General features: G+C 38.3%; 13 protein-coding genes. 5 read left to right on the top strand and 8 right to left on the bottom strand.

Features of this window, described 5'->3' with window-relative positions; genetic code table 11:
* Nucleotides 1–374 precede the first annotated feature (374 nt).
* The 3 genes from BM107_RS12590 to BM107_RS12580 form a co-directional block, all read right to left on the bottom strand.
* Nucleotides 375–938, bottom strand: a complete 564-nt coding sequence (locus BM107_RS12590; protein WP_090983844.1) for a hypothetical protein — start codon at nt 936–938, stop codon at nt 375–377.
* A gap of 708 nt (nt 939–1,646) precedes the next feature.
* A complete protein-coding gene (locus BM107_RS12585) occupies nt 1,647–2,714 on the bottom strand; it encodes an HNH endonuclease domain-containing protein (RefSeq protein WP_090983842.1) in 1,068 nt (355 codons plus the stop codon).
* Between the two features lie 309 nt (nt 2,715–3,023).
* Entirely contained in the window at nt 3,024–4,049 is a 1,026-nt protein-coding gene (locus BM107_RS12580; RefSeq protein ID WP_159435239.1) for a putative phage abortive infection protein, read from the bottom strand.
* Between the two features lie 196 nt (nt 4,050–4,245).
* Between BM107_RS12580 and BM107_RS12575 the strand changes: the two genes are divergently transcribed.
* Nucleotides 4,246–4,677: a very short patch repair endonuclease gene (locus BM107_RS12575; protein ID WP_090983840.1), complete on the top strand. Its 432-nt coding sequence runs from the start codon at nt 4,246–4,248 to the stop codon at nt 4,675–4,677.
* A gap of 75 nt (nt 4,678–4,752) precedes the next feature.
* The gene (locus tag BM107_RS12570; protein WP_167543443.1) at nt 4,753–6,003 is read left to right on the top strand and encodes a DNA cytosine methyltransferase; all 1,251 of its coding nucleotides are present in this window, start codon (nt 4,753–4,755) and stop codon (nt 6,001–6,003) included.
* An 11-nt stretch (nt 6,004–6,014) separates the two neighbouring features.
* On the opposite strand, the gene BM107_RS12565 is transcribed toward BM107_RS12570, so the two are convergent.
* From BM107_RS12565 to BM107_RS12545, 5 genes are all read right to left on the bottom strand, one after another.
* The gene (locus BM107_RS12565; RefSeq protein WP_090983836.1) at nt 6,015–7,880 is read right to left on the bottom strand and encodes an ATP-binding protein; all 1,866 of its coding nucleotides are present in this window, start codon (nt 7,878–7,880) and stop codon (nt 6,015–6,017) included.
* A complete protein-coding gene (locus tag BM107_RS12560; RefSeq protein ID WP_090983834.1) occupies nt 7,864–11,541 on the bottom strand; it encodes an ORC-CDC6 family AAA ATPase in 3,678 nt (1,225 codons plus the stop codon). Before BM107_RS12560 ends, BM107_RS12565 begins: the two co-directional genes overlap by 17 nt.
* On the bottom strand, nt 11,538–12,656 hold the full coding sequence (locus BM107_RS12555) for a putative phage abortive infection protein (protein WP_159435238.1): 1,119 nt from the start codon (nt 12,654–12,656) through the stop codon (nt 11,538–11,540). Before BM107_RS12555 ends, BM107_RS12560 begins: the two co-directional genes overlap by 4 nt.
* A 149-nt stretch (nt 12,657–12,805) precedes the next feature.
* On the bottom strand, nt 12,806–13,417 hold the full coding sequence (locus tag BM107_RS12550; RefSeq protein ID WP_090983830.1) for a RipA family octameric membrane protein: 612 nt from the start codon (nt 13,415–13,417) through the stop codon (nt 12,806–12,808).
* Between the two features lie 198 nt (nt 13,418–13,615).
* Nucleotides 13,616–13,849: a helix-turn-helix domain-containing protein gene (locus BM107_RS12545; RefSeq protein WP_090983828.1), complete on the bottom strand. Its 234-nt coding sequence runs from the start codon at nt 13,847–13,849 to the stop codon at nt 13,616–13,618.
* A 772-nt stretch (nt 13,850–14,621) separates the two neighbouring features.
* On the opposite strand from BM107_RS12545, the gene BM107_RS12535 reads away from it, so the two are divergent.
* The 3 genes from BM107_RS12535 to BM107_RS12525 all read left to right on the top strand — a co-directional run.
* On the top strand, nt 14,622–14,921 hold the full coding sequence (locus tag BM107_RS12535; protein WP_090983824.1) for a hypothetical protein: 300 nt from the start codon (nt 14,622–14,624) through the stop codon (nt 14,919–14,921).
* A gap of 370 nt (nt 14,922–15,291) precedes the next feature.
* Nucleotides 15,292–16,662: a TlpA family protein disulfide reductase gene (locus tag BM107_RS12530; protein ID WP_090983822.1), complete on the top strand. Its 1,371-nt coding sequence runs from the start codon at nt 15,292–15,294 to the stop codon at nt 16,660–16,662.
* Nucleotides 16,659–19,521: SusC/RagA family TonB-linked outer membrane protein (locus tag BM107_RS12525; protein ID WP_090983820.1), on the top strand; the 2,863-nt coding region annotated here is incomplete at its 3' end. The genes BM107_RS12530 and BM107_RS12525, both read left to right, overlap by 4 nt.

Raw genomic sequence — 19,521 nt, 5'->3', positions numbered from 1 at the left:
TTCAAAAGAGAAGCACGTCTAAATACTCAATAATAATATTCTAAACGCTACGCATATCTAGTGATTTTTTACATCACAGCGTTCAGAAGCTCAGCCTTTTGTTAAATTAATGTCTTTACTAGCTTTTTTTTTGGTCAGACAAACACTTTATTAAATGCTTAATCGAAGCCCAGTGAATTGATGTGGCTACCACAAGGGCGAAACCTATACAAAGATAAAACTCTGACTTCGTATAATCGCTTGTACCATAAGGCACAAAAACTATCTGAGTAATAGTCAAAAACAGGAATGTAACCAAAAAGCTGTCTATATAAGACCAGATGTACTCCCTATCACTTAATTCTTTTCTTTCCATTTTAAATAGTTGAGTAGTGCTATCTTCCACATGTTAGCAATAAACTGCCAATTACACCTGTTACTGCGCCTGTGGTAAAACCAAATGCAAATCCCGCCATAAAACCACTAACCGCTCCAGTAACTGTACCAATTCCAGGTACAGTTACTGTTCCGGCAACTGCTCCAACCTTGGCTGATGCTATCGCGCTCCAAAAGCCACCAACAACCGCACTAGCCAATACACCTCTTGTGTCTATTTTACAACCTTGTCTAGGTGAAGTTGCATACCTAACAGGTCCTGAAGTTGTGCCTACAGACATAAGTGATGCTGTTTTAAGAAATCCTGTTGCGGGTACAGGTTCTAAAACGGGGGGAGCATATAAATTTATCCAAAAATCCGGATTGGTTTCTAACTCTGTAGCCAATTGCTTTAGCAGCTCTATTTCTGTATACATTAATACTTTGTCATCCTCACTTACATGGATTGATGCTATCATATCTGAAGCGATACCATCCATAGCAACAATATACGGTGCAGCTAATATAATAAATATAAATACTGCAATATAATTTGAAATAAGATATTTTGTTGTGGATTTCATCAGGCGAAGTACCGCTCATCATTTAATCTTGCCAATGAATCTGCAATAAAAGTAGTTTCTTAATTTGAACCTTAAACTCAAAAAGCTTGATCACAAAATTAACATTACAAAAAACTTATAATTTGCACGCTCAGTTCGGTTGATTATAAAAAGTATGTAGAAATGGAGTTCCAATCTGAGCTTAAAAAGGATGATGGTGATTAATAATAATTTAATTATGCCCGGTGTATTGTGTAACGGTGATCCAAGAGGTAATTTTGGGTCGATGGAAAGGGCAAAGCAAGGATGTCGAATAAATTTTGAATGCATCCCATCTTCCGCTGTATCTCCCTTGGTAGGATGCCCATGCAACCGCTAACGGGCTTTGGATTAAGGTTTGATTATGGGATGTGTAGGAATGGTATGGGAATTGATTAAGTTCTGCTACAGGATATTGCTATCTGAGTGAGCCCTTTCTACACTAAACGGTTTAATGTCTATGCTGGTCATAGAGGCTTGATCCATTTCCTTGATTTCCAGCTTGCGATAGATATAGTAAAAAAGTTCTAAAATCCAGTCTTTTCACAACCAGGGCAAGAGCTTACTTAAAGTCATTCGGTAAACCGGTGAGGTGCACACTGCTCTGAACATGATATTTGGGGCCGGTACTTAGCGGATCAGGTTAACCCTCTATTGGAAAAAATAGTGTTGTATTTTAGCTAGGTTCAGCTACAAAAACCTCCCCATATACTCAAAACCATTATTGTTCGCAATGGTAAGCAACGGCTGTATATTCTCTAAAAACTTTCCCCGTAAATCTGTTTCAGGCAATTGCTGTGCATCCGCATTAGGGAACAGGCTCAGATAATCTTCCATCATGGGTTCGTTGGGGTGGTTTACCGTCATCACTTCGATAGCCGTTTTTTGCAGCAAATAATACTCGTCAAAGTAATCTTCCATCCTGGGCAGCTTGTCATTCTTACGGCTGTTGAATGATGGATCGGCCGGGATCAGGTTCCAGATCAGATCATGCGATACAAAGGCGTAGGGGATAAAATGTTCAACCGCGAAGCTGCCATGTACCAGTTTTTTATGCGTGTATATACATTCAAGCGGGCCGGTATGGTCTAAAACCCTGTTCCAGAATTTACGCTGGTTTAACAGGTTGTTTCTTCGTGCAGGTTTAATCAGTTTATTCGGGATATCAGGAACGTTGGGGTTATGTTTTTGCAGGTAAAGGCTCAGGTGCCAGTAACAAAATGCCTTTAAAATACCGGCATGTTCAAGCAGGTAACCATGCCATAGCGGGTTGATGGTGAGGTTTTGCTCATCAAGGGCATATGGACAATCATTTTCAAAACCTGCCGAAAGGCGGTATATTTCAGCACGGTTTCCTTTCAATTCCGGGAACCATGGGCTCAGGTAGCGGTGGGGTACTTCGCTATCAAAATAACGGAGCATTTTAGCGGTAGCGGGATTTAGGCTATTAATAATTTTCTGTTTAACCACTTCCTGTTTTTCATCAATGGTGATGCCTTCCAATTCACGGATCTGGCTGATGGCGCGTTGAAGCTGATCCTGCTTGCCGAATGAGATATGGAAATAATTTACGGTGTACCAGGCTAATGAAACCATGCCGGCGAAAATCCGGTGCTTGGGTATTACCGTTTTTCCTCCTTCCAGTTCTGATAGAATGGATAAGAGCCAGTAATATTTGTAGGTAGCTGAAGTGTTGTTGAAGCTCGCTGCCAGTAGGGCAATGGGAAGTTCAGGGCGTTGAGGTAGGGGAAAGGTCATTTAGCTAATATTGCTTAATCAGGATATTTATTTATCAACCAGATTGATTTTCGATCTAATTCTAGGACGCAGTTGGTATACGTCCTTGATCTGTGTCATTTACCATAGTGGCCCTGACGCCGCATTTCCCGAAAATTAAAGCCAGATTTTGGGCTTATGCCATTTCTCAGGAATATTACGGAATCATGTTGACTCAATAACAGATACTAGCGGGAGCAGTAGATCAATTTATTTGTATTTCTATTTAACTTACCAAAGTTTAGTAAGTGTTTTAAAATAACTTTAATTTGTGACATAAAACAAGTGGGACTAAAAATTAAATAAATCCCTTCTTCTTCGGAGATTAATCCCTTCTAAAACATGATTGTCTTCTGAAATAAGATCCTCTATATTTAAATTTTCTAAAATCCCATATTTTACCACTAAGTCTTTCATTTTTTGATAAGCTATGCAGTTGTAGTAAAGAAGAAGTAGTTCGGGCGCCGCCATTTGAGCTTGTACAAATTGTGCATAGCTCTTGTATTTATTTTCGATCTCTTCTACCTCGAAACTATCCTTAGCGTCTTTAATTTCATTTTCTTCAGAATAGTTCAAAAATTTGAATATATGATATAGATGCCTGAAGTAATGGCCTATATTATAATGATTTTTAACAAAAAAGATGATATAAGCTAGTTTGCAAAATTCTTTCTTCTTATAATTTTTGCTTCTATCATACATATCTTTTGTAATGTTGTAATAAGAGTTGGTGTAAGTGTGTACTGCCAGTGTGTAATCATCATCCACCTCATCTGGATGTTCAGGTTCTGGAGATATGCTATAGAAGTAGTCATGGTCGTATAAGCCAAAATATCCAAATTCTAATGTTTTCATTATTCTTGAAAGCTCCCTTTTTGCCAAGACAAAAAAGGTGACTCCATTTACAACATTAGTTTGAATGTCTGTAACATGCTGATTTATATATTCAGTTCTACCTGTTAGTCTAAGCAAAATACTTTGTTGATTCTTGAGAAGGTTGAAAAACGTTGCCTCAAAATTTTGCTGAACAAACTCTTTCCTTGCATCATGAGATTCTTCCCGTTGCATTGCTAATTCGTTTCTTTGAAGCATAATGGTGAAAATTATACCAGCAAATGCAAGGCCCGAAAAAAGGGCATTTACTGCCCCAAATTTATCTCCATAGGTTCCCAGATTGTTACCATTCTCATCGTATACATTATTTGCATTAATTGTCCACGCTATAATCACAAACAAAAAGACTAAAAAGAGCCATACAAATTGCTTGTAACTAACAGATGGCTTTCGTTTTGCAGGCTTAAAATTTTTTATTGGCATTTGAGCGTAAATTTTGAGTTGAAGTTATAAATTAATTTCTTGGTTCAAAACATAATGATTAAATGCTAATAAGCAAGATACTTCATTCTATGGATTTAGGTATTTAAAAGTAAAGCCTTATAGTGAAAATGATAATTCGATCTAATGAAGATATCTATCAACCAACACAAAGTCGATAAAAGAGTGTTATCATTAAATGGCCGATGTACACAGCAAAGAAATCCGCTCATATAACATGAGTCGCATTAAGGGTAAAAATACCAAACCTGAAATGCTTGTGCGGCAATTTTTACATGCCCATGGCTACAGGTATCGGCTCCATGTGAAAGATATGCCAGGAAAACCCGATATAGTTCTGCCAAAATATAAAACAGTAATTTTTATACAAGGGTGCTTCTGGCATGGGCATGATCAATGCAGGTATTACGTAGTTCCCAAAACCAAAACGGATTGGTGGCTTGAAAAAATTAACGGTAATAAAAGCAAAGACAAACAAAATATAGAGAAACTTAAACAGATGGGTTGGACAGTCATTGAGGTATGGGAATGCGATTTAAAATCCAAAAAACTTGGAAATACACTTCATACATTGGCAGAAAGACTGTACGATCAGGTAAGTGTTTTTTAAAAGTAAACTGTTTTTGTTCCCAAATATGGGAACACTGGGAAAACTTTTATAACTTCGCCCTCTAATTATATTTACGTGAATTACATCGATCTCTTTGCTGGTGCCGGAGGCCTCTCGGAAGGCTTCAAAAGAGCGGGTTATTCTCCGGTTGCTCACGTTGAGATTGATGCTGCGGCTTCGTACTCCCTTAGGACAAGAGCTGCTTATTATCATCTTAAAGAAAGTGATCGACTTAATCACTATCATTCTTATTTAAAAGGGGATATAACACGAAAAGACCTTTACAGTTTAATACCTCAGGAAATTTTAGATTCAGTCATTAACCTCGGGATTGGCGATGAAAACAATCAGGAAATTTTCAGTCGCATAAATAAAAACCTTCAGGGAAACAATGAAATAGATCTTATTGTTGGTGGACCGCCGTGCCAGGCATATTCCCTGGTAGGCCGAGCAAGGTCTGAGCATGGTATGAAAAAGGATTCCCGTAATTTCCTTTACGTTCAGTACGCAAACTATCTGGAGAAATATAAACCCAAGATGTTTGTATTCGAAAATGTTTTAGGTTTAAAATCTGCAGGTGGCGGAGTCTATCTACAGAACATGGAAAAACTTTTTTATAAAAAAGGGTATAGTATTCATATTTTTTCGGTTAAAGCAGAAAACTTTGGCGTATTACAAAAGCGAAGGCGTTTGATTATAATTGGCTGGAGACAAGATTTTATTCCCAATCTGCCAGATCTGGATAACTATCAGAATGGATTGACTGCTAGTGTATCAAACTTATTTGCCGATTTGCCGGCAATACAAGCTGGTGAGGGAAAAGATAAGTTTTTAAGTTACACTTCTGACAAAAACGAATATCTTGAGTCGGCGCACATCCGAAATGGGATCACCATACTAACACAGCATATTGCCCGGCCACACGCTTTACAGGATAAAGAAATTTATCGTATTGCTGTTGATAAATGGAATAATAACAGAGAACGTCTTAACTATAATGATCTGCCAGATCGATTAAAAAGCCATGAAAACAGATCTTCTTTCTTTGATAGATTTAAGGTAGTGGCCGCAGACCTTGATGCATCACAAACTGTGGTTGCCCACATTGCCAAGGATGGACATTATTATATCCATCCCGACAATTTACAAAACAGGTCGATTAGTGTACGTGAAGCAGCCCGTTTACAATCTTTCCCAGATGATTTCTATTTTGAAGGTGTGAAGGAAGGGGCAAATCGTACTGCTGCCTTCAAACAAATTGGTAATGCTGTTCCAACTTTAATGGGAGAGGCAATAGCTGACCAGTTAAAGAACAGTCTAGTGTAAGTTTACATGCCTTAATTATCTTTTTTTTCGCGTTTGTCATAAGCGTCAATGAATTCTTTATGGTATTCTTTTGATTGCTCTAAAAGTTCCCTGTATGTTTTTACAAAGACTTCTCCCGTCCCGGCATAAGTTTCCTCTTTTCTTTTAAAAAGATTATCAGCAGATTTCGATCCTCCAACAACATAACAAACAACTTTCGAAAATCCAGTTTGTGATGCATATTTATCTTTTAAAAAGGCACCATATTCATATGCTTGCTCAAGAGCATTTTTATCCACTCGAAAATTACTTCTCTTTATTTCGATCACATATAGGATTTCTCCGAGAGCATTGCTACACAAGAAGTCAATTCTTCTATCAGCTAAATCTAAACTATCTTCTGGGTAAGTTTCCATTAATAGCTTTGTATATGTTACTTCATCTTTAAATTCTAAAATCCGGGGGTCTAATAACCAAGAAAACTTCTTCAAAAAGTTATGAAGTGTAGGTACTTCTTTAGTGTTAGTATCTACATATTCTTCAAATTGCTTAATTACCTCTACCCTGGAAATAGCAATATCGTGGAATTGTCTGGTTTCAATTGCTTTCCAATCATCCATTAATTTTAGAAGCTGGGGGATATCTTCAGGTCGGGAAACATCAGCTATTGCAGAAGCATAGTCTTTGAAAATTTTATTTTCAAATTTATCTATAACGTTATTAATTATATTTTTTGATTCCTCAACATCAATATTTGCATTTTGCAAAATCGGATTTATTATTTTATTACTTAGTTCTCGTTCATAAGTTGGTAAACTATTTTGCCATTCAGCAATATCTAAACTTGAGCTTTCTCTGATTTCAGTACGTTTCCGCATACTTCTTTTTTCCCTCCATTCGGTACCGATTTTTTTTATGACTTTTTGTATATATGATTGGAGATCCTTTGTATTATCATTTTCCCAGTTGAGAGAATGCCTGTCTGTAGAAATCACATCCTCATCAAACTCATCAATAAAATCTACTTCTAAATATCCGGTGACATAGCTATGAAACTGATCATTATCTCTTAACCCGTAAAAATTGGCTGTATTTACTATTTTGCCTCTTGAGGTTAGATAGATCCCACTCATTTCCGTATCTTTTATAGGGGTTTCTGCCGTAATTATGCTGCCTTTAATATTAGACCAATATGTGTAGTTTTCATCGTATTTGATGTCAGGAAAAGTCCATTCAAACTGTTTTTTCAAATCATTAAATTTGAGTTCGTTTGTCACAATCTTTTCTTCGGCATCATTTAGATAAAGCTTTGTCTCCATCTGGTCGAAAATGAGAAATTTTTTGGATAATGATACAGCTAGCTCCTCCAAATTAAAACCAGACTTTCTCCTAATTTGCTTTAGCTTTAATATCAAACCACTATTATCTTTTGTATTTACCTCATTGTATTTAAGTATTCTAGGGGAGTATACGTTATTTTGACTTGCTTTAATATCCAGAAGATTCATAATAAAATGGTTTTCAATTCCATCTTTTATAGAAATAACTTCAATTTCATCACAAATTCCAAAAACCGCCAATTTGCCTAAGCCTTTTTTCCCGATTACTCGTCTTCCTTTAGCGGTAATGTCACTCATAGCACTTCTTCTATTTCTTCCGATTAATAAGTACTTTTCATTTAATTCGTCGAAGGTCATACCTTCACCAAAATCTTGATAGAAAATTTCTTTAAGAGAAGCATTGTCGTAAAATTTCACAATTACTTTTTCTGAGTCGGCATCCCAAGAGTTTGAAATTAATTCAGATAATACACTTGGTAGTTTAGAATACAATGAAATTCCTAAATGTTCAATTGTATTAGGATCAAATTTCAGGGTGAGTTTAGCGTCGTTTTCCATGATTAATTTTTACTGTATAAATATTAGTTTTTTCCGCGCCTTTAGTAAACCGTTTGATATCCCATTTGGAAGGCTGTATATACCAGCATTGATTAATTTTCAGTGATTGAGATACTATTGCAGCCGATAGTGCCTGAATTTTATTTCCACTTAGGGCAATCTCGATACTGAAATTTTGATTTATAAAATATGTTTGATACTGTTGAGCTATGAAGTTGATTGTGTCATCAATTGAATTTTCATCTATTTCATGTAACTCACAATTATTAAATCTCGTCAAAGCAATTTCTGCTGCTATTCTCGCAAGCCTATTTCTAGATGATTTGCCTTTCGGTGTTATAATAACAATTCTGTCAAATTCTCGTTCATCTAACAAAGAGTATAGCCTTTCATGTTTGGCAGATGCAAATGCAACTAAAACTCTACGGATTGAGTGATTCGTCTCGACAGGTAGAAGTGGTATGATTTTATAAGGTCCAACTTCCCCTTTGAGGACTTCAGATATAGACTTTAGTATCTCGGTTTTATCTTCTAATTCTTTATTTTTTTCTAGGATATTAGTAATGTCTTCGTTTAAAGGGTAATATTTTTTTGCTTTTGTAAGGGCTATGCTTACTTCATCGATAGTGTTTAAGCTATTGGTCACAAGCTTAAATATAAGAGATTGTGGGATGCCTGTTATATCTATTAATGTACTTTTCTGTATTAATGATTTTTGTGGGTCAAATGACTTGTAATCAATTTCGGACGATTTTAACTTAAATTTATTGGCTAACTCTTTTATGCGTTTTTTTTGTCCAATCTCATCAAATTTTATGAAGATTGAAGATAATGCTTTTAGTGATAAGATATTTTTTGCGGAAGCCAATGTAGCGTATTCAAACCCGTAAGAACTTATATAGTGAGATATCTTCTTTAAGGCTGCTATTGATATTTCTTGCGAATATATACATGGAAGCCTATCTTCTAGAAAAGTTAGACTATCCTGATGGATTGGTCTATCGATATTATGAAATTTAACATTATCAAATAGATTTGTTTGATAGCCTTTATCTCCTACAAAATTTGTTTCTCCAGAATCTAATGCATCTACTTCGTCATAAACTGTATCTCTTGCCAAATTTCGAATTAATATCTCTTTTCCATCTTTAGGGTTGTTCAACCATTTTTCTAAAGCCTCGCCAGAGAGTTCAAAACGATCACTTTGAGAGAGGCCAATGTGTTTGTTCAAGCCATATATTTTGCGGAAGGTTAATTTGTATTGTTGTTGGGGGTTTAACCCCTGTCTATTAGTTCTTGAAGCTTCAGGGCCACCAGAGAAATTGAATATTCCCGCATCAATTAACTCTCTCACCTGTCTATTTTGTTGATCAACATCACCATTAGAAATATTTATGAAAATAGAAGAATATTGCCTTAATCTTAGCTTATTAGATGATTTACTTTTTTTGTATGACTGTACTAAAAGGTGGTGTGCGGCTTCTGCAAATGACTCTGCAAAATCAAATAATTTGGTACTTCTTCTATTTATATCGAATATTCTTGAATTACATAATTCAAGATACGCTTCATTCTGCGCTTTTGAGTTTATTGGTAGCAAAGTATTTGTCTTCCAGTTTTTTAAAATTTTTTCATACAACGTTATAATATCCCCAATATCCCCAACGCATACGCCTGCTATAGCTGTTATGCCATGATAAATCGTTTTTTTTGATGATGATTTTCCCTCTTTAGCTATTGACACGGCAATAGTCTGAAGTGTTTGATTTCCCAACAGCTCACTAGGCGAAATATTCTTTGGGTGATTGGAATGATAAATAGACCGTTTAAAAAGTATTTTTTCAACGAAAGAAATCCCCTCGTTTTTATTTTTATGAATTTTATTGTTTACCTGCTCTCCCAAGTCAAAGATTTGGTAATCTCTTCCCACTCTTGCTTGCTCAATGTTGCCAGGTGAGTTAATGACCATTTCTAATGTTTGCGCTTCTGTCGTAAATTTAAAAGCGCAAGTTTCACTTTGGAAAAGAAGGGATGAAACCAGTGAAATAATATTCTGATCATTTAAAAATCTTGTAGAAACATCATCTAATAAAAAGTGTACGTAAGTGCTAGACCAGTCAAAAGAACAATCTTTGATGGCATTAGCTAACTCATTAAAAACGATAGCAGGATTTGAGGAAATTTTTAGGTTGTGTTCTCCTTTACTAAGATTATTTAAAATTTTACCTAGAGCCTTTTCAATTTCATATTCAGAAAATGCCTCTTTCAGTATTTGGCAATTGTTAATATTTGACTCTATAACATTAGCTATAATTTTAAAAGCATCGGGCTTTATAGATTCTGCTTTAAGCTCTCTTAAATGTCTAATCGCGTTCAATGCTTCAAGTGAATAAGCAACAAATAATCTCTCAAAAGGAGAATTTAAAGATTGATCATGAGAGCCTAGAGTATCTAAAAGTCTTGTACAAGATATGTAAATTCCTAGATAATTTTCTTTATGTAAACGTTCTAAAATAGTAGAACTATCTTTTTTTTCCGTATCATTTTGGGGCGTTGCTCTTGCATGAAATTGTAATGCACGTAATAACATCGTCTTTCCACATCCTCGCATACCTGTTATAACTTGCGGACCTCTACTAGTTATTTCGGAAATCCACTTATCTTCATCATCAACTAATAAGTAAGGGACAAACCACGGAGAGAGAGTCTGAGCATTGTAAGAATCATTAAAGCTTCTTAATTCCAAGGGGTTTTTCCAGGGAGATGTTACTTGCGAGAATACTTGCCTAATGTGTGTAATTACCTCTTCAAAAGAAAATACACGTTGACTTGATACAGATGGAAATATTACTTTAGCTCTTTCATCTAATAACAGCGCTAAACGAAAATCCCTTTCCTCGGATGTACCGGGCGAGTCCTGTATTTTTTTACTTAGAGTTTCTAAAATTTTCGCTACCCAATGTAAGTCTCCTAATCTGTCTGTTTCAGTATTGCTTTGAGATTTACTTCCTGATGATCCGAAATCGATAACATAAACTTTTATGGCTCCATTAATTTCCCCTTGCCTGTAACTACTCCTTTTTAGATCACATACAATCAAATTCCCCAAATGTAAATCATTATGAAAAATATTTTTCTTGTAGAGTTCACTTAGAATTTGCAAGCAGTCTATAGCGATTTGTGCAATTGTGTGTATCGGGATTGTTGAATTTGCGCTAATAAAAGATTTAAGTGTTTGTCCCTCAATATAATCCAAGATAGCGACATAACAATCTATTCTCTCGCCATTTTTAAACTCAACGTCTTCTTCAAAAGCATCATCAACGTTTGCAATATGATCTGCTTCAACCGCTGCTTCAACATGTATTTTACATTCGTTATAAAAGTCTTTTTCAAAAAGCTCATAAATTTTCTTTGGTACAATCTTTAGGACAACTTTTTTTGTTCTAATTTTACTTTCTTTCTCAGCTAAATATGTAGCTCCATAGAAGCCTCTTCCCAGAGGTTGAAGAATCTTAAATTCATTTATTTTTTCTGGCATAAAGTCTTCCTGCAATGGAAAACCGTACGGTAAATTACAATCAGGACATTTGTCATTAAGCGATTTTTCTATATAGTCATCTTTTTTCGGATGTAAAAAGCATGAAAACTTATCTTTCATGGATAGAATGATTGGGTTTGTATATTGTTTACCAAAGGTCTCTTAGATATGTTTTTTACGAGATTGTACCTAGATATTAATTGATCGTTTTCGTTGATAGCCTCATTTTTATTATCGGACAGCTCCCACACTCTACCTAACTGAGATATACTGTTATAAAAAAATAAGATTTGCTCGTAGTCTGAAAGCTGACCTCTTACTATGCGTGTATAGTTCTTCTTTTCATCTGTCGAAAGTTCAGTATTATAGTGCAAGAAACAAACAAGCTGGTATAAGTGACGGTAATAATGTCCTAATCTAAAACGATGGCCACCATAATACTTCACATAATTGTTAGGATAGTAGGCCGTTCGATTGTCATGCCCATATGATAAGCTGTTACTAGGGATTTCATCGTTGTCACAATCTTCCCTTTCTTGTAAAATAGCTTCATAATTATTAAAGAACTCATTATCTTGAATTAGAGTTTTCCATGTTTTATAATGTTTCGAAGAACCTGAAGGCTTCATTCTATAAAAATCAAGGATGTTGTTCACAAATAAAGTCTTATATTTTCCTTGCAATATTTGAAATATTTCTTCCTTTCCATTTTTCCCAACGCCGAAAAATAATATCAAATAACATATATCTATTTTAGCCAACAGTTGATAGTCATTTAAATTTCGCTTAATTATAGTTTTGTTTCCCTTTATTTTATTTAAGTAACTGTCCTCGTATATATCATCAGAAGATAAATTATGGTAATTTAAGTAAGCGTCAAATTCCAAAAAGGCGAATTCTAATTGTTTATGAGCGACTACAAAAAAGTGCCTTGATTTAGCTATTTTGTTTTTATTTTTGATCTTTTCAGTATACTCGAATTCTATTTCACTAACATTATCTCTGTGAATTCTTAACAATTCGAAAAATCTACTTTCATTTTGACTTTTGGCAAATTCACTTGCCTGACTATTAGAGCTTTCACGTTGAGCCGTCAGTGTTTTATATAAGAGTATAATACTAAAGGTGGCAACTAAAGTCCCAACTATACCGCCTATAAAGTCCCCAACTTGGCCTGTTGCGTTCATATCTAACTCTCCGATGCCATTAAAAATTTCATATTTTTTAGCTATCACCTCATAAAAGCTTATTGATAGGATCGTACAAAATGTGCAGAATAGAAATATTAAGATGCTTTCTTTGTTACTGTTTTTAACCCAGAGGTATATTCCTATAAATAAGGTTATAATTATTGAAAAAAATGTAATGTTCATCTTGAGAGGTATTAGTTTTCGATATAACTCATCTGTTGTACTTTACTTTCCAAGCAATATTTTCCAATAATACTAATAATTGCTATAATGAGTGGGTTCAGAAATATACAACAACCGATTGCAATACAAATACTCGATGTAGGTAGAATCGCCAATATTTTATAAAAAAAAAGTATTCCCCAACTAAAGGAAATTATGTAAGAAAAAACTAAGGATATCTTTGAAGTTGAATAGTTTGCTGCATGGTTAGGAAATAAAACATCGATATTTTGTTCTTTGTACGCTAAAATTGAATATACTCTTTCATTGTTATCATCACCGGAAATTTTTTTTTCATAATAATTTATGATTTTAATGAAATTAAGCGCCCAAAAATAATATCCTTTATTTGACATATGCCATAATATGCTGCAGCTATATCCCAATAGGAGCAGTCCAATTTTCAAAAATTCTTTATCATTATCTTTGTAACCTTCTGTAGAAACTGTACAATAGCCGATAAAAATTGCACCAATTGCTACATAAAAGTACGTCGACCATTTACTGAAATTATCATAATGAAAGTTTCTTGCCTTTATTGCAATTTCATATTTATATTTTGGAGAATTTTGTTCAGTATTCATTTAGATTAAAGTTCAATCATTTTGTATTAATTATTTGACCTATATGAAAACTTAAGAAAAGGCCTTTCGAACATTCTGTCTCTCATCATCCCAAAGAAAATCATTAGTATTACTCATAGGGAGAAATTGTTGTTAGCATGTTAATTTTATTAATCTCCTTTTCCGCTTGTTTTCTTGCTTCTATCGCCGTATAAAGATTTATTCAGTTTTCTTTATTGGCACAAAAAACCTTTTTACATCCACATTTAAACCATTTGCAATATCCAATAGCGTCGATAGCATAAAATCTTCCTTTCCGTGTTCAATGTCACTTATTTTTGAACGGTCACCAAAAAATTTATCTGCTAACTCCTGTTGTGTTAAACCAGCCTTTTTTCTGTAAGCTTTTACATTTAAACCAATGATTTTAAATATATCTGTATGTTTTTTCAATTTTATTTAAAATATTTTGTGGTTTTATTGCCACGTTTAATATTTATTATTATATTTGTTATCAGTTATTTATAGCGACAAATAGAGTTGGGTATAAACCTGGCTTTAACGATGTCACTCATGAAACGAAACCGCTAATTTCCCCATGAGCCGACCGTGAGTTCGCCAATACTATTGAGTTTTGTATCTTCGCATACTTATTCAATAGGGCGGACTTTGCGTGAGCCTTTCGGGGAGCTTGGATTAATTTCTAAGTGGTTCTTAGCGGTACCAGTTTCGAAAGCAGTAAAGTTCGCCCTATTGGTTTCTCACCAGTCTGGTTCTTTCTGCTTTTTGAGTCCGCATCGTTTTACATAAAACTACCGTTTATGAAAACGAACAAATTAACCGCCATCAACTCGTATCACTTCAAGGAAGTGATAAAAGATTATTCCCTACAACTACTATTAAAGAACGTCATCTGTTCTCCATCGTAATGCTATTGCCAGAATTACAGGTATAAAATAGCCCGATAAAAACAGGGGGTTGGTGTGAGAGAGCGCACTTATTCCCGGTGGGTTAATTTAGCCTGGTGCCAGCCCTTTATTGCTTTTTAGGCAAGGGTGCATTACTATGGTTATTCGCATTCCCAAGGTAGGTAACTTTTTCCTCATTTGCAATACGGTGTATCCGTATCTGCCTTTTTTGGGCAGAGGGGCTGGTTTTTGCCCTTTTTTTAAGGGAGCACTCTGCTTTCAATCCATATTTCCTTACACTAAACCAACCATTTGCCATGATCACCAATAACCACTACTTACCGCTTTTTTTCCTTTGCTGGGCTTTTTTATACAGCCCGTTTGCCGTATGGAGCATTTGGCTGGCAAGTGCTGGCGGGCATCAACAGGTTGTGGCGGAGAAAAGCCAGGTTGAAAAGGTGTCGCAGCATCCACAAGGCGGGAAGCCAGTACCTGATGATTTTACCTGTTTCTGTACTTTTTATGGAAATAAAGCCTGGGGTTTTAATTGTAACCTCAATTTTTTGGTGTCTTATTATGTAACGGAGCAGGAAGGAGTGGGCCATGAAGATCAGTAGCTGTTATCCTTTCGATCGGCTGTATGCCTTAAAACCGAAAAACCCCGTATAGGTTTTGGCGGTGCAGGGGGCTTTAAAATAGGTTTTTTAATGATGTAAAAATAATCCGGCCCCCTGCATTTGCTTTTAGGAGCATGTTTCAAAAATCATTCTGGAGATTTTGGCAGCATAATATTTTTTGAAAGGGCGTCATTCCCGTGAAAACGGGGATCTTAATGCTGTAGAAAGGCAACTAAATATTCCCTGCCAAAGCATTAAGATGCCCAGTCAAGCTGAGCATGACGACATCGCCAAATTTAATTCTTTTGCTATTTCTGAATCTGTTATTTTGAGACAGGTTCATGTTTTTCTGATCAAATAACCAAAACTTATGAACCCATCTATAATGGCTATCTCAAGGGGCAGGCTATGCCTTCATCTTTACCATAGCATTTTAAAAATATGTATCGTTTTTATGCTGGTTCTGGCCCTGACCGCAAATAGGGCTGCAGCACAGGGAGCCAGGCCAGCCAGCGGGATTGCCGTTGGCGGGGCCGTTCCTGAAGCCATTTGGCAAAGCACCCATTCTGTTTTTTCGGGCGGCACGCCCTACGAAGGCAAAAATACATCAGTAACCTTAAACCGCTACCGCGGCAAACTGATCTTGCTCGATTTTTGGGCCACCTATTGTGTGCCCTGCATCACCGGCTTCCCTAAAATGCAGGTGCTGCAACAAAAATACCGGAACAACCTGCAGATCATTCTGGTGAATAACGAACCGCTAGCCAGAGCAACTGCGTTTCTGCAAAAAAGAAAAAGCGAACATAGCGAAGCCTTTACCGCTATTGTGGCCGATACCCTGCTGAACAATACTTTTCCGCACCGCACCATACCCCATTATGTATGGATCGGCAAAGGCGGTAAAGTACTGGCCATAACAGGTGAGGAAGAACTGGAAGAAGAAAAGCTGTTACAGGCCATGGCGGGAGAGGGGAATAGCTTTGTTAATAAAAAGAACATCGATCCGGCTTTGCCGCTGTTCAGCTCGGCCGATTTCCCTGCCGGGGCTTTGCAAAAGTACAGCCTGTTAACCAAAGGGCGGGTATCTGGCCTGGCCAGTGGTACGCAGTTCAGGAAAGCCAAATCGGGCCTGTTGGTAGGGCGGGCATTTACCAATACCAGTTTTTTTAGCCTGTACAGTACCATTGGCAGGGTGTTGCAACGCGCAGCAGGTGAGCGCTTTTCTGATCAACAGCTCCGGTATACAGGTGCCGATTCAGCAGGTTTTCTACACGACATCTACAATTATGAATTTGTAGTGCCTGAGCGTTTATCGGGGAAATTATACCCCATGATGCTGGCCGACCTGAATACCTATTCGCCATATAAAGCCACTTTTAAAACCGAAAAAACCGATTGCCTGGTATTGGAGCGTTACGGTACCTTACGTACTGCTTTAAACAACGGTGGTGGCAGAATTTTAGATCAGGCCGCTGGCCGGCAAGGGGCTTTGAACTTAAAAAATGTTCCGGTTGAGGCACTTGTAGATCATTTAGAAAACCTGGCCTGGAACAGGCTGCCCGTGATCAACAAAACGGGGATCAGCCAACGCCTGTCCGTCAGTTTGCCTTTAACAGGCAACCTGCAGGAAGTAAATGCAGGGCTTTTACAACATGGCCTGCGCCTGCGGCCGGCGAAGCAAAAAATAACCATGATGCTGATCAGTGACCAGCCAGACCAAACCACAAAACAACTAAAATGAAGAATATACATATACTAATCTTATTGATCGGCCTTTGCCCGCTAATTGCTTTTGGGCAGGAAAGCTTTAGCGGCAAAATTTTGAGTGCCGCAGATAGTACGGCCCTTCCATCGAACATCGAACTGACAGGGGCCGGTGGGCTGGCATTTAAAACCCACACTGATGCAAAAGGGATGTTTTTACTCAGGCTGCCTGCCGGTACTTACCGTTTTGTGGCCACCGCGGTGGGTTTTAAAACTTATGCCGTTACCGTAACGGTCCCATTAACCCGGGCATTTGTAGTGAGTTTACAGCCTGCCGATAACCAGCTGAACGAGGTTACCGTAAGCACCGGTTATCAGCTGCTGGATAGAACGCGGGCCACCGGATCTTTTGACAAACTGGATAAGGCCAGGTTAGACCAGCAGGTGGGCAAAAACATACTCGATAGGTTAGAGGCCATTGGTAACGGGCTCACCTTCGATAGGACTACCTCGGCCTCGGGCAAATTTTCTATCCGGGGTACCAGTACCATCCGCGGGCCACGCGATCCGCTGGTTGTGGTGGATGATTTTCCTTATGCAGGCGACCTGGCCAATATCAATCCCGAAGATGTAGAAAGCATCACCGTTTTAAAAGATGCCGCGGCAGCCTCTATCTGGGGTACCCGGGCAGGGAACGGGGTGATCGTCATCACTACCAAAAGAGGGAAAAAGAATACGCCCCTGGCGGTAAATTTTTCAGGCAGCATCGGTTTTGCACAAAAGCCTAACCTGCGTTACGAGCAGCGCATCTCATCAGCCGATGCGCTTGATGTGGAGCAGTTTTTATTTGGCAAGGGTTATTATACCAGCCAGATCAATTCCAGTCAGAAACCTGCTTTAACACCTTTTGTAGAACTGCTGATTTTGAATGCTGCGGGCAAACTTTCAACTGCTGATTTGGAACAAGCCAAGGCAGGTTTTGCCGCACATGATGTGTATGATGATTTTGAAAGTTATGTATACAAAACCGGGGTAAACCAGCAATATGCACTTTCGCTATCGGGCGGGAGCGAAAAACATGCCTGGCTCATTTCTTCAGGTTACAACCACAATGTAGATAACCTGGATGGTTTGAACGCGAGGCAGAACCTGAGGCTGAGCAATAATTTTACGCTGCTGCGTTACCTGAATTTAAATACCGTATTCAGTTATACAGGCGGTAAAGTTACAGCCGGTCGGCCGGGCATTGGCGGCATAACCAGTACCACTTCACTTTACCCCTATGCGGCCTTTGCCGATGCCGATGGAACCCCTTTGCCCATTACCAAGAACTACAGGGCGGCTTATCTGGCTTCGCCAGCGGTAGCGCAGCTGTTAGATTGGTCTTATTACCCGCTGCTGGATGATCAGTACACCGATAATGTAACCCGGTTGACCGACCTGATGGCCGGTTTCGACCTCGGTTATAAATTGCCACTGGGCTTTAAGCTATCGCTTAAATACAATATAGAAGAGCAGCGTACCAACAGGGAGGTTTTACAGGGCTTGGGGAGTTATTATACCCGCAACCTGATTAACAGTTATGCGCAGGTGGGCACGGGCGGGGCCGTCACTTACCCTATTCCGATAGGTGCCATTCTGGATAGGAACGAGGGCAGGCTGCGATCTGAACAGTACCGGGCACAGCTTGATTATAACCGGGTTTGGGCTGTGCACCGGATAGATGCTTTGGTTGGGGTAGAATGGAGAAAGGCACAATCAACAGGGGTATCGGGCCGGATGTACGGTGTAGATACCGATAAACTCAACACTGGTTCGGTTGATTATACCCGCACGTTCCCCAATTCGGTTACCGGAAGTGCCGCTTATATTCCAGATGGAAACGGTTTGAGCCAGACAGCCAATAATTATTTTTCGCAGTTTGTAAACCTGGCCTATACCTTTAAAGATGCCTACACCCTCTCGGCAAGTGCAAGGGCCGATGCCTCTAACCTTTTTGGCGTGGCCACCAACAATAAATGGAAACCTTTATGGAGCGTAGGCCTGGGCTGGGATATGGTGAAGATGCCGTTTTTTAAAGTGGGTTTTGTAGACCAGCTGAAACTAAGATCTACCCTGGGTTTTAGCGGCAATGCCGATCCATCCATGAGCGGGGTAAATACCATCCGTTACCAGGTTAATTCGCCCTATACCCAAACGCCATATGCCATTTTTGATAAGTATGCCAACCCTGAACTGCGGTGGGAAACGGTAAGGATGCTGAATGTGGGGCTTGATTTTAGTATGTTTAAAGCAAGGCTATCGGGCAGTGTAGAGTATTATCAAAAACACGCTTCAGATCTGTTCGGCATTTACCCGATCGATTATACCACCGGGGTAGGCACCACCGTACTCCGCAACGTTGCCGAAATTAAAGGCAATGGTTTAGACCTGCAACTGAACGGACGGATTTTGCAGGGAAGCTTTACCTGGGGCAGCACGCTTAACCTTTCGGTGTATAAAGATAAAGTGGCCAGATATTACCTGCCTTCGGTACAGGGGAGCAATTTTTTGCAGGCCAATGCTACCGTATCGGGGGTAGAGGGTTTGCCGGTATACTCCATTTTCTCCTACCGCTGGGCGGGCCTTGATGGGGCCACGGGCGAACCGATGGGCTTTTTAAACGGCCAGCCCAGCAAGGCCTACAGCAGTATCATCAGTGGTACCAAACTTACCGATCTGGTATTTCACGGCCCGGCGCTGCCCCGTTATTTCGGCAACATGGTAAACGATTTTGGATGTAAAGGTTTTACCCTTTCGGTAGCGCTCAGCTTTAAGTTCGGTTATTATTTCAGGCGCAAGGGGATTGATTATACCAACCTGTTTGCCAACGGCAGCGGCCATGCCGATTTTGGCA

The sequence above is a fragment of the Pedobacter suwonensis genome, assembly GCF_900111825.1.
GTDB lineage: Bacteria > Bacteroidota > Bacteroidia > Sphingobacteriales > Sphingobacteriaceae > Pedobacter > Pedobacter suwonensis.
This window is presented reverse-complemented; position numbering and strand designations above follow the sequence as displayed.

Bases quoted from the DNA above. Each gene is read 5' to 3' on its own strand.
- BM107_RS12590 (WP_090983844.1), bottom strand. From the start codon at position 938: ATGAAATCCACAACAAAATATCTTATTTCAAATTATATTGCAGTATTT.
- BM107_RS12585 (WP_090983842.1), bottom strand. From the start codon at position 2,714: ATGACCTTTCCCCTACCTCAACGCCCTGAACTTCCCATTGCCCTACTG.
- BM107_RS12580 (WP_159435239.1), bottom strand. From the start codon at position 4,049: ATGCCAATAAAAAATTTTAAGCCTGCAAAACGAAAGCCATCTGTTAGT.
- BM107_RS12575 (WP_090983840.1), top strand. From the start codon at position 4,246: ATGGCCGATGTACACAGCAAAGAAATCCGCTCATATAACATGAGTCGC.
- BM107_RS12565 (WP_090983836.1), bottom strand. From the start codon at position 7,880: ATGGAAAACGACGCTAAACTCACCCTGAAATTTGATCCTAATACAATT.
- BM107_RS12560 (WP_090983834.1), bottom strand. From the start codon at position 11,541: ATGAAAGATAAGTTTTCATGCTTTTTACATCCGAAAAAAGATGACTAT.
- BM107_RS12550 (WP_090983830.1), bottom strand. From the start codon at position 13,417: ATGAATACTGAACAAAATTCTCCAAAATATAAATATGAAATTGCAATA.
- BM107_RS12535 (WP_090983824.1), top strand. From the start codon at position 14,622: ATGATCACCAATAACCACTACTTACCGCTTTTTTTCCTTTGCTGGGCT.
- BM107_RS12530 (WP_090983822.1), top strand. From the start codon at position 15,292: ATGAACCCATCTATAATGGCTATCTCAAGGGGCAGGCTATGCCTTCAT.